6 protein-coding genes are annotated in these 11,606 nt (G+C 72.3%); 2 read left to right on the top strand and 4 right to left on the bottom strand.

Going from position 1 to position 11,606, the window contains the following annotated elements; all coding sequences use genetic code 11:
• Window positions 1–133: 133 nt before the first annotated feature.
• The 4 genes from ACYVO6_RS22515 to ACYVO6_RS22500 form a co-directional block, all read right to left on the bottom strand.
• Window positions 134–937 carry a carbohydrate ABC transporter permease gene (locus ACYVO6_RS22515; protein ID WP_461063884.1) on the bottom strand — a complete coding sequence of 268 codons (804 nt, stop codon included), beginning with the start codon at window positions 935–937 and terminating at the stop codon, window positions 134–136.
• Between the two features lie 107 nt (window positions 938–1,044).
• Window positions 1,045–2,397, bottom strand: a complete 1,353-nt coding sequence (locus ACYVO6_RS22510) for a carbohydrate ABC transporter permease (RefSeq protein ID WP_461063812.1) — start codon at window positions 2,395–2,397, stop codon at window positions 1,045–1,047.
• A 9-nt stretch (window positions 2,398–2,406) separates the two neighbouring features.
• Window positions 2,407–3,792 carry an ABC transporter substrate-binding protein gene (locus tag ACYVO6_RS22505; protein ID WP_461063810.1) on the bottom strand — a complete coding sequence of 462 codons (1,386 nt, stop codon included), beginning with the start codon at window positions 3,790–3,792 and terminating at the stop codon, window positions 2,407–2,409.
• A gap of 248 nt (window positions 3,793–4,040) precedes the next feature.
• Window positions 4,041–8,129 carry an FHA domain-containing protein gene (locus ACYVO6_RS22500; RefSeq protein WP_461063882.1) on the bottom strand — a complete coding sequence of 1,363 codons (4,089 nt, stop codon included), beginning with the start codon at window positions 8,127–8,129 and terminating at the stop codon, window positions 4,041–4,043.
• Window positions 8,130–8,537: 408 nt separating this feature from the next.
• Here ACYVO6_RS22500 and ACYVO6_RS22495 point away from each other — a divergent pair, with 408 nt between their 5' ends.
• Both ACYVO6_RS22495 and ACYVO6_RS22490 read left to right on the top strand, forming a co-directional pair.
• Window positions 8,538–10,247: a serine/threonine-protein kinase gene (locus ACYVO6_RS22495; RefSeq protein WP_461063808.1), complete on the top strand. Its 1,710-nt coding sequence runs from the start codon at window positions 8,538–8,540 to the stop codon at window positions 10,245–10,247.
• 224 nt (window positions 10,248–10,471) lie between these two features.
• Window positions 10,472–11,606: serine/threonine-protein kinase (locus ACYVO6_RS22490; RefSeq protein WP_461063806.1), on the top strand; the 1,135-nt coding region annotated here is incomplete at its 3' end.

Raw genomic sequence — 11,606 nt, 5'->3', positions numbered from 1 at the left:
CACATCCATGGGTCGGCGCGGCAGACTGCCCGGAAACGGCCGAAGGGGTGACGTGGTTACGCCAGACGCGGCATATGGGGGATGTCGGGAGTGCGGTGAGGGGCGGACCGCCCCCACCGCACTCCCCGAAGCGCTACTTCACCGCGCCCGCCATCACACCGGACACGAACTGCCGCTGGAACGCGAAGAACACCGCCAGCGGGATGACCATGGAGATGAAGGCGCCGGGCGCGAGCGTCTCGATGTTGCCGGAGAACTGCCGGGTCTGCTCGGTCAGGGCGACCGTCAGAGGCCGTGAGCCGGAGTCCGAGAAGACCAGCGCCACCAGCATGTCGTTCCACACCCACAGGAACTGGAAGATGCCGAGCGACGCGATGGCGGGCGCGCCGAGCGGCAGGATCACGGTGGTGAACAGCCGCAGCTCACCCGCGCCGTCGAGCCGCGCGGCCTCCAGAAGTTCCCGGGGGATCTCCGCGAAGAAGTTCCGCAGCAGGAAGATCGCGAACGGCAGGCCGAAGCCCACGTGGAAGAGGACGACGCCGATGACGCTGCCGTAGATCCCGAGGTCGCCGAAGAGATCGGCCAGCGGGATCAGGGCGACCTGCACCGGCACCACGAGCAGCGCCACCACGATCAGGAACCACCAGTCGCGGCCCTTGAAGTCCATCCAGGCGAAGGCGTACGCGGCCATGGCGCCGATGACGACGACCAGAGCGGTGGCCGGAACGGTGATCCACACCGTGTTGAGCAGGGAGTCGGTGATGTCCTCGTTGCCGAGCAGGGTCGAGTAGCTCTCGGTGGTGAGCTGGGCCGGTTTGCTGAAGACGGTCCACCAGCCGGATTCGGCGATGTCGGTCGGGTCGCGGAACGACGAGGCGAGCAGACCCACCGTCGGCGTCACCCAGAGCAGCGCGACCAGGATCAGGAAGACCCGCATCACGCCGCCGGCCGCGCCGCTCGCCAGCCGGGAGACCAGCGAGCGCGGGGGCGGGCCGGACGGCTCCACGGCCACCAGGGGTTCTTTCACGGGTACGGAGGGTGCGGTCACCGTTGGCGCTCCCTTCGCAGTCGGCGGATGTTGACGATCATCACCGGCAGGACGAGGAGCAGCAGGACGATGCCGATCGCGCTGCCGAGGCCGAGGTCGCCGCTACCGCTGAACGCCGTGTTGTAGAGCTGCAGGGCCAGCACGTTGGCCTCGTCCTGGCTGGGCTGCGGGGCGATGATGAAGATGAGGTCGAAGATCTTCATCACGTTGATCATCAACGTGATCAGCACGACGATGAGGACCGGCGCGAGCAGGGGGACCGTGACTCTGCGGAACACCTGCCACTCGTTGGCTCCGTCGACCCGGGCCGCCTCCAGGAGGTTGCGGTCCACTCCGGCGAGCCCCGCCGCGATGAGCACCATCGCGAAACCGGCCCACATCCAGGCGTACGCACCGATGATGGCCGGGGTGACCAGGCTCGGGCCGAGCCAGTCGACGCCGTTGTAGGGCGCCGCGAAGTTCGAGGCGGGTAGCCGGAGTTGGGCACCGTCCGCCTCCGTGGGCAGCCTGAACGTACCGTCGTCGGCAGCCTCTGCGGACGCCACGACCTTGCCGTCCTTGACCGCTTCGACCTTGATGCCCGAGAGGCCCTTCTCGCGTGCGTCGATGGCGCCCTTCTCGCCGCCGCCGCCCAGCCTGAAGTCCAGCCAGACCGTGCCGGACACCTCGTCGCCCGCGGACTCGGCGGGCATGGCGTCCACGGGATCGCCGGGCAGCTTGTTCGGGGCGATGCCGACCAGCGGAAGCAGGGCCGGAGCCCCCGCGCGCACCGTGTCCGTCGTCGTGAAGGCGCCGCCTCCGGACGCCTTGAGATCACTCTCCGGCGACGGGCGCGCGTTGGGATAGACGGACGACTCGGCGAAGGTGTCGTGCACCCCCACCACCACGGCGTTGGCGACGCCCTGGTCGGGATCCCCCTCATAGACGAGCCGGAAGATGATGCCCGCCGCGAGCATGGAGATCGCCATCGGCATGAAGATGACCATCTTGAACGCCGTCGACCAGCGCACCCGCTCCATCAGCACGGCGAAGATCAGGCCGAGCCCGGTGACCAGGGCGGGGGCGACCGCGACCCAGATCGCGGTGTTCTTGACGGCGGTGAAGGTGGCCTCGTCCGTGAAGATGTCGCCGTAGTTCTCCATGCCGACGAAGGACGAGCCGTTGGCGTCGTACAGACTGCGCCAGACCGAGTACCCGATCGGGTAGACCACGAGCGCGCCGAGCAGCACCAGCGCGGGCAGCAGGAACAGTCCCGCCACCCACGGCCGGGTGCCCATCACGCTCTTGCGCTTCCGGGCAGGGGGCACCGGACCCGAGGAGCCCCCCGCCATCGCCACCTGGGACGACATCGGCTGCCGTCAGCCCTCGTACGCCTTGGCGGCGGCCGTTTCGAGCTGTTGCTGAATGCCGTCGACGTTCGACGGGTCCTTCAGGAAGTCCTGGAGCGCTTTCCACTCGCCCTGGCCCTGCGTGCCACCGAAGGCGGCGGGAGCCTGGTCGGACATGTCGAAGCGGAAGTCGTCGCCCGCCGCGAGCAGCGCCTCGGCGATGTCCCGGGTCACATCGTCCTTGTACGTCTTGAGGTCCATCTCCTTGTTGGGGGAGATGAAGCCGCCCTGCGCGGCCCAGATCTCGGCCGCGTCGGTCGACGCGAGGAAGGTCAGCAGGGCCTGCGAGCCCTTGTCGTCCTTCAGGGCCACGGCCACGTCACCGCCGCTGACCACCGGCGACTCGCCGCCGACCGCCGGGAACGGGAAGACCTTCGCGTCCGTGCCGATCTTGGCATCCGTGTCGGCGTTGATGTTCGCCGCGACGAAGTCGGCCTCGAAGACCATCGCGGCCGGGGTGTCACCGGAGAAGGTGTTCGTCACCGACTTGGGGAACTCCGTGCGCAGCGCGCCGTCCCGGCCGCCCGCGATCAGTTCGTCCTTGCCCCAGAGCTCGGCGAGCGTGGTCAGGGCCTCCTTCACGGAGGGATCCGTCCACTTGATCTTGTGCTGGGCGAGCTGGTCGTACTTCTCCGGTCCGGCCTGCGAGAGATAGACGTTCTCGAACCAGTCGGTGAGGGTCCAGCCGTCCTGTCCGGCGACGGAGACCGCGGGCGAACCCGCGTCCGACAACGTCTGCGCCGTCTGGACGAACTCGTCCCAGGTCTTCGGCTCCCCGGTGATCCCGGCGGCCTCGTACGCGGCGGTGTTGTACCAGACCAGGGACTTGTTGGCGGCCTTCGCGTAGACGCCGTACTGCTGGTCCTTGTACGCGCCCAGATCCTTCCAGCCCGCCGAGAAGTTCTTGTCGAGCTGTGCCTGTGCCTCGGCGCCCAGCGGCTTGACCCAGCCCTTGTCGGCGAACTGGTGGAGCACACCGACCTGCGGCAGGAACGCCACGTTCGGCGGCTTGCCGCCCTGGATCTTCGTGCCCAGGAAGGTGGAGGTGTTGTTGCCGGTCGGCACGTAGCTGACCTCCGCGCCCGTCCGCTTCTCGAACTCCTCCAGGACCTTGGTGAAGTTCTCCTGCTCCGGGCCGGTCCAGACCGCCGCGACCTCCAGCTTCTGACCGTCGAGCTTGGGGAGCTTCACGGTGGCCGCGTTGTCCGTCTCGCCGCCGTCGCTTCCCGCGTCGTCATTGCCGTCGCCGCCGCACGCGGTGAGTGCGAGCGCCATCGCCCCCGCGACGACGGCGGCTGCGGCCTTCGCGGCCCTGCCTTTCCTGTTCGGCCTGCGTGTACGAAGAGTGCTGCGCATGACTAGCCCCGTTCTCCGTCGAACGTCCGAGCGCTGCTGTTCCCGTGCGCTCCCGGTGTACGCCTGCCCGCTTGGCGGCGGCAAGAGCGCCTGCGGTGTCAAGTGCGTGATCGTAACCGCGTCGTGACGTGCGCTCATGCCGATGGAGTCGAATGGAGTCGTGTGTGGAGTTGTGTGTGGTCGTAAGGAGTCGTCAGGTGGTTGAGGGCTGTACAGAATGGCGGCTTCAAGGGTGGCTTCAGGCGACTTCAGAGCAGTGAGGGAACCTCCGTGGCCGACACGGAGCGGGCGGCTCGTTCCAGGGCGCTGGCGAGGAGGGCCAGGTCCGTCGGACCGTTGCCCAATTCGCGTACGGGGCGACGGGCGGGCGGGTCGCCCATTCGATCCCACTCAAGGGGGACGACCGTGGGGCGCAGTGTTGACGTGCGGGGGATGCGGCCCGTGACTCGGCCTCCCTGGAAGGGAGTTGACCGGCCGCGGGGACCGGTGAGGCGTCCGCGGCCGGGGGCGGGATCCTCCGGGCCGGACGAGGGGGCTTCGAGGGCGATGCGCAGGGCCGCCTGCCGGGCCAGCTCCGTCTCGGCGGTACGGGGCCCGCCCGCGGTGGCCGCCACCAGATGCACCCCGAGCCGGTGACCGCTGCGCGCCACGGCTTCCAGGGCTCGTACGACGGATCCGGCCGCGGGGCGTCCCGGCGAGCCCAGGGCGGGGGACAGCAGCGCGTCCAGATCGTCGACGATCACGACCAGCCGGGGGAGCGGGGGGCCCGTCTCCGCGGCCGCTCGCTGCCGCTCCGAAGCGGGGCGCAGGCGGAGGGTGGAGCTCGGGGGTGTGTCCAGGTCGGCGGCGCCGGGGGTGGGGTGGGCGGTGGTGGTTCCTGGGCGCGTAGTGGTCCCGGGGGATGCGGTGGTGGAACCGCTCGCCGAGCGCTGGCCCATGATGCGGCCCTGGAGTTGCTGCCGTGCGTGCCACTCGGTGAAGTCGAGGCGGCCGAGCAGCTCGGCCCGTCGCTTCAGCTCGGCGGTGAGGGACTGGGCGAACTCCCGCATACGGACCGGGTCGTGGGCCGCGAGATGCGTGGTGACATGGGGCAGGTCGGTACAGACCCGCAGGCCCTCACCGCGCGGGGCGCCGCCCCCGGTGCTGTCCCACCCGTCGATGAGCACGATCCCCAGCCGGTCGGGCCGCTCCGCGGCGGCGAGCGAGGCGGCGACGGAGCGCAGCAGCTCCGAACGCCCGCTGCCCGAGGGCCCCTCGATCAGCAGATGCGGGCCCTCCTGGACGAGGTCCACACTCGCCGGCCCGCGTGGCCCGGCCCCGAGCACGGCGACCGCGCGACCGCCGAGCGCCTCCGTGTCGTCGGCCGCGTCCGCCCAGCGGGCCATCAGGGACGCCGGGGTGGCCCGGGCCAGCCCCAACTCGTCGAGCAGCCGCGCCGCTTGGGGCAACGGCGCGGACACGCGCGCGTGCCGCTCACCGGGGACGGCGTCCGTACGCAACGGGGCCAGCGCCCGCGCGAACCGCTCGGCCCAGGCCATCGACACCGCGTCGACGGCGGCCACGGTGCCGTGGCCGACGGGTCCGCGGGGGAGCTCCGCGGCCTGGGTGCGGGCGGCGCCGGCGGGTGCGCCCGGTGCGACCCGCATCACCCGCAGCGCCGTGGCCACGTCCCCGCTGAGCAGGGCGACGGCGCCGCAGTCCCGGAACACCGACGAAGCCGCACAGGCCGCCTCGTACGTCTCCGTCACCGGTGACGCGGGCGACGCGGCCGCCGTCTCGGCCAGGCACATGACATGGATCCCGACCCGCGGCCCCTCCACCGCCAGCCGCGACACGGCTTCCCGCACGGCGGCGGGCCCGGGATCCCCGTCCACCACGACCACGGTGTACGGACCGCGCCACTCGCCGTCGCCCGCTTCGTCGCTCCGGGCCCAGGAGGGCCGGTGGCCGCGGCCTCGGGGAGTGCCGTCGACTTGCCCGCCGGTCAGCGAAAACCCCAGGTGGGTGGCGTCGCGGTCACGTCCGATGACGGGTGATCTGTCGGAGGTGGGATCGCCGTGGTGGGTCGGTGGGTGCTGGGGGTGGGCGTCTTCGGTGGAGGGTTCGGGGGGGTGGCTTACGCCGTTGCCGTTGCCGTTGCGGCGCTCGCCGTCGGCGTGCTGGGCCTTGCCGGAGGCAGTGCCGGTGGCTGCGCCGGAGTCGTGCCCGGGGGCGCCGTGGGTGTCCGGCCGGTCTCCCAGGTGTCCTGGGCGGGCGTCTTCGGCGGATGGGCCGGGGCGGTCGCTCTTGCCGTCGCCACGGGTGGCGCGGCCTGGGTCGCTCGACCGCTGACCTGCGTGGTCGCTTCTGGGGGTTGGCCCAGGGTGGCTGGTTGCGGCGTCGCTGTAGCCGCGCTCGCCACTGGCGCGGTTGCCCGGCAGGTGACCCAGGTGGGTGCCGTCGGCGGGCGGGCTGGGGTGGTCGCTCTTGCCGTCGCCGTGCCCAGCGTCGCTTGGGTCGTTCGGCCGATGACCCGAGTGGCTTCCGGCCGTTGGCCCGGGTCGGTCGGTCGCCGCGTCGTAGGCGCGCCCGCCACCGCCTTGGCCGCCCGATGGGCTACCCGCATGGGCGCCGTCGGCGGACGGTCCGGCGGCGTCGCCGTAGCCGCCCCCTGCCTCGGCGTCGCCCCCTCGGCGCGCGGCCGGGATGGCGCCGGTCGGGTCCGGGGCGGCGGCCATGACGTGGGCCTGGGCCCCGCGGGAAACACCCGCGGCAGTCGCGTACGAGGGCCGGGTCTCCGTCCTCCGGGCCGTATCCGTCGCGTGGTCCTCCAGGCGGCGGAGCAGTTCCTCGGTGCGGGACGTGGTCTGTTCGCGGTCGTAGGCCAGGAGGAGGCGGCAGTCCTGGCCGTGGGCGGGGCGGAGGTGGGGGAGCCAGCCGAGCCAGGACCACTCGGCGATGCGGTCCTCCAAGGGGCGCGAGCGGTCCGCGCTGAGCAGGACGATCTCCAGCGTGTCGGGGGAGTGCAGTGCGGCGAGCTGCGCCACCACCGCGCGCGCGAGCCCGGAGAGACGAGGCCGCGGCCCCGCGATGCCCAGCGCCCCGACCTCCCGCAACCCGGTGGTCACCGGCACCGCGGGCAGCAGCCCCGAACCGTCGGGCACGCTCCGGTCCGCCGTACCGAGCCGCACCGCGAGCGTCTCCGGGTGCTCGGGGCCGCGCTCCCACAGCCGGGGCCCCGGCCCAAGCGCGGCCAGGAGCAACGCCGCGGGATCGGGCCACCGCTCCGGCTCCCGGGCGCCCTCCGTGACGGGCTCGGGAGACAGCGCCTCGTCCTCCCCCTCGTACGCCGACGTCCCGGACCCTTCGCCCCGGCCGCCCGCCAGTCGCCGGGCCCACGCCGAGAGCCCGCCGCGCTTACGTGCCCCGCGCGGCACCGCCTCGCGAGGCACGGTCGTACCCCGCGTCGGCGTGTCCTTCCGCGTGCTCCCGGCCCTCTCGGTCCTCCCCGTGCCCTCGGTCTCGGGTGCCCCGCCCTGCCCGGGTACGACGGGCGGTTCCACAGAGCCGTGCCCCTGCGCCCCGGAGGAGCTGCCCTCCGCGGCTCCCCATCCCGCCGTACCGAAGCCATGGTGCGTATCGCTCGCCATTGGGGCGGTGGAGTCGTCGCCGTCCCACACGCGCGCGTGTGGGACGGTTTCGGCTGGCCCGGGCAGCGGCGCCTCCAGCACCCGTACATGCCCCTCCCCGTCCGGCACCGTCTCCCGTACCGCTGCCCCGTCCCCCGCCCGGGCCAGCCGCAACGCCGACTCGCCCACCCGCAGCAGCGCCCCCGGCGCCAACCGCACGGGGCGCTCGCCCACGCGCGCGCCGTCCAGCGTCGTGCCGTTCGTGGAGCCGAGGTCCGCGACCGACACCCGCCCGTCCGCGGCGACCGTGACGGCGCAGTGCAGTCGGGAGACGTCCGGGTCGTCCAGGGGCACGTCCGCGTCGGCGGAGCGGCCGATGTCTATACGGCCGCCGTGCAGCAGATGGACGCCGCCCGCGTCCGGACCGGCGACGACATGGAGCCGGGCCGCGGCCGCGTCGACCTCGGGGCCGGGCTCCGCCGGAGCGCCCAGGCACAGCACCGCGCCGTCGATCAGCGGCGGCTCACCGAGCGTGCAGCGCTGTGCGTCGAGCCGCTCCGCTCCCGCATACAGCACACCGGGACCCTCGCCCCCTATCGCCGAGGCGAGTCCGGAGGACACCGCGGCGAGCGCGGTCCCGGCGGGCGCCGTCACCAGCACGTCGCAGGACGCGGCTCGCCCTTCGGGGCGCGTCCCCAACGGGTCTACGACGGTCAGCCGGATCTGCATCGCCGTCAGCGGTCCCTTCTGCGCGGGCGCCCGCGACGAGGCTGCGCTGCGATCCCCACCGCAGCTCCCCCCACCGCACTCGGGCACGTCGGCCAGTACTGGAGGCATCCTCGCACCTGCCACTGACAACGCGCCCGCCTCCCACGTACAAGTGATCTTGATTGGTCGGCTCTGCCCGCAAAAGTGCCTGACCAGTGCCCCTTGGGATCGATCACGCCAAGATCCGGCAACCAACCGCCCAGGAGTGAGCGTCTTCGCCTGAAACGGAAGGGATCGCCCCACGTAATCCACAGGACGGCATCCACAGGATGACGACAACCCGGTGCCAGTTCAGCGGCACTACAGTGGGTCGGAACACCCGTAGCAAGGGTGACGAACCAGCCAGGCAAGCAGCAGGGAGCGCATGACGTGCGGCCGGTAGGGAGCAAGTACCTCCTTGAGGAGCCGCTTGGGCGCGGCGCCACAGGCACCGTCTGGCGAGCCCGCCAGAGGGAGACCGCGGGAGCCGAAGCGGCCGTTCCGGGCCAGCCCGGCGAGACCGTGGCGATCAAGGTTCTCAAGGAGGAGCTCGCCAACGACGCGGATGTCGTGATGCGGTTCCTGCGGGAGCGCTCTGTCCTGCTCCGCCTCACCCACCCGAACATCGTCCGGGTACGCGATCTCGTCGTCGAAGGCGACCTCCTCGCCCTCGTCATGGACCTGGTCGAAGGCCCCGACCTGCACCGCTACCTGCGCGAGAACGGCCCCTTCAGCCCCGTGGCCGCCGCCCTCCTCACCGCCCAGGTCGCCGACGCGCTCGCCGCCAGCCATGCCGACGGCGTCGTCCACCGCGACCTGAAGCCCGCGAACGTCCTGCTCAAGCAGGAGGGCGGCCAGATGCACCCGATGCTGACCGACTTCGGCATCGCCCGGCTCGCCGACTCGCCCGGCCTGACCCGCACCCACGAGTTCGTCGGCACGCCCGCGTACATCGCCCCCGAGTCCGCCGAGGGCCGCCCGCAGACCTCCGCCGTCGACGTCTACGGCGCCGGAATCATGATGTACGAGCTGGTCACCGGCCGTCCGCCGTTCTCGGGCGGTTCTTCCCTCGAGGTGCTCCACCAGCACCTCAGCGCCGAACCGCGCCGCCCCTCCACGGTCCCCGACCCCCTGTGGACGGTCATCGAGCGCTGTCTGCGCAAGAACCCGGACGAAAGGCCCAGCGCCGAGAACCTCGCGCGCGGCCTCCGTGCGGTCGCCGAGGGCGTCGGCGTGCACGCGACCTCCGCGCAGATCGCCGCAGCCGAGGGCGTGGGCGCGCTGCTCGTCCCGGACCCGGCACCCGCCACCGTGCCGGGCGAATCCTGGGCCGCCGACCCCACGCAGGTGCTGCAGCACGGCGCCGGCTCGTACGACCCGAACGGCGCGACCAGCGTCCTGCCGCACACCAGCGCCGGCGCAGGCTCCGGTGACGCCGACCCCACCTCCGTACTGCCCCGCCGCGGCGCCTCCGACCCCACCTCGGTGATGCCGCCGGTGCCGCCGAACCAGCCGCCGTCCGGCGGCCCGGAGGACCCGCACCCCTGGCAGAACCAGCTGCGCGCGGCCCGCGACCGCAACGAGCAGACCCAGGTCCAGTCGTATCTCGACCCCGGCGAGGACCCGCTGCGGCGGCGTCCGCAGCGACAGGTCGCCCGCCCGCAGCAGCAGCCGCGACAGCGGCCCCAGCAGCGGCCTCAGCAGGGCTATCCGCCCCAGGGTCAGCCGCAGCAGTACGCACCTCAGCGGCAGCCTCAGCCCCAGCAGCAACCGCAGCGGTACGCTCCCGCGCCGCCGCCGCCCCAGCAGCCCGCGTCGAGGCCTCCTCGCGAGCCCCGTCCGCCGCGTGAGCCGCGCCAGCGCAGCGCCAACCCGATGAAGATCCCCGGGCTCGGGTGTCTCAAGGGGTGCCTGTTCACGATCATCATCCTGGTCGTGGCGGGGTGGCTGGTCTGGGAACTGAGCCCGCTTCAGGGCTGGCTCGATTCGACCAAGTCGTACTGGGAGCAGCTGACGGACTGGTTCACGACGGCGACGGACTGGGTGGGGGACCTGGGCTCTGGCTCCGACTCGGGTTCGGGTACTGGTTCCGGTCAGTAGACCCGTCTCGCCTCTCATGTCCCTTTGGATCGCTTGAGTTCCCATTGGGTCTGTCCAGGCCTGTTCAGACCCCTTCCTCTCTTTTCTCTCCCCTTCGAATCCCCGGAACCGCGGTGCGGTTCTGGGGATTTGTCGACACCTGGGGGGTGATTTCTGTCTCCGGAGTGAAGGTTGGGTCTGCGGGCGCGTAGCTTTAGCGACAACACGCGTCCGTAGGAGCAGTCTTGGCACGGAAGATCGGCAGCCGGTACACCGCGCACCAGATTCTGGGGCGGGGCAGCGCCGGCACGGTGTGGCTGGGCGAGGGGCCGGAGGGGCCCGTCGCCATCAAGCTGTTGCGTGAGGACCTAGCGTCCGACCAGGAGCTCGTCGGGCGCTTCGTGCAGGAGCGGACGGCGCTGCTCGGTCTCGATCATCCGCATGTCGTCTCCGTACGTGACCTGGTGGTCGACGGCAACGACCTCGCGCTGGTCATGGATCTCGTACGGGGGACGGATCTGCGGACCCGGCTCGACCGCGAACGGCGGCTGGCTCCCGAGGCCGCGGTCGCGATCGTCGCCGATGTCGCGGACGGGCTCGCTGCCGCGCACGCGGCGGGTGTCGTGCACCGGGACGTCAAGCCGGAGAACGTACTGCTGGACATGCAGGGTCCGCTCGGGCCCGGCGGGTCGCATCCGGCGCTGCTGACGGACTTCGGTGTGGCCAAGCTCATAGACTCGCCGCGGCGGACTCGGGCGACGAAGATCATCGGTACGCCGGACTATCTGGCGCCCGAGATCATCGAGGGGCTGCCTCCCAGGGCGGCCGTCGACATCTACGCGCTGGCGACCGTGTTGTACGAGCTGCTGGCCGGGTTCACGCCGTTCGGTGGCGGTCACCCCGGGGCGGTGCTGCGGCGGCATGTCACGGAGACGGTGGTTCCGCTTCCCGGGATTCCCGAGGAGCTGTGGCAGCTGCTCGTGCAGTGTCTGGCCAAGGCGCCGGCGTCGCGGTTGCGGGCGTCCGAGCTGGGGGCGCGGTTGCGGGAGCAGCTGCCTGTGCTGGCGGGGATGCCGCCGCTGGATGTGGACGAGCCGGAGCCGGAGTCCGATGCGGCGCCTGTGGAGCCGGAGAGTCCGCGCGACGTCGAGCGGGTGCGGCGGGGTGCCGTGCCGCTCGTGCCGGGCGCCGCGCCTGCGCCCGGCTCGAACCGTGACACGCATACGAGCATGCGGGTGCCGGGGCCGGACGAGCTGGCGGGCGGCGCCAGGGGCACCGCCCGCGCACCCCGCGCCGCCGGTGCCCCGCGCCCCGGCTCCGCCCGCAACCGTGCCGCGGCGCGGCGCCGCCGCCTCACGCTCAGCGCGGTGGCCGCCGCCC

The sequence above is a fragment of the Streptomyces pseudoechinosporeus genome (assembly GCF_054783935.1).
Note: the sequence above shows the minus strand (reverse complement) of the source record. Positions and strands in the feature narration are given on the sequence as shown.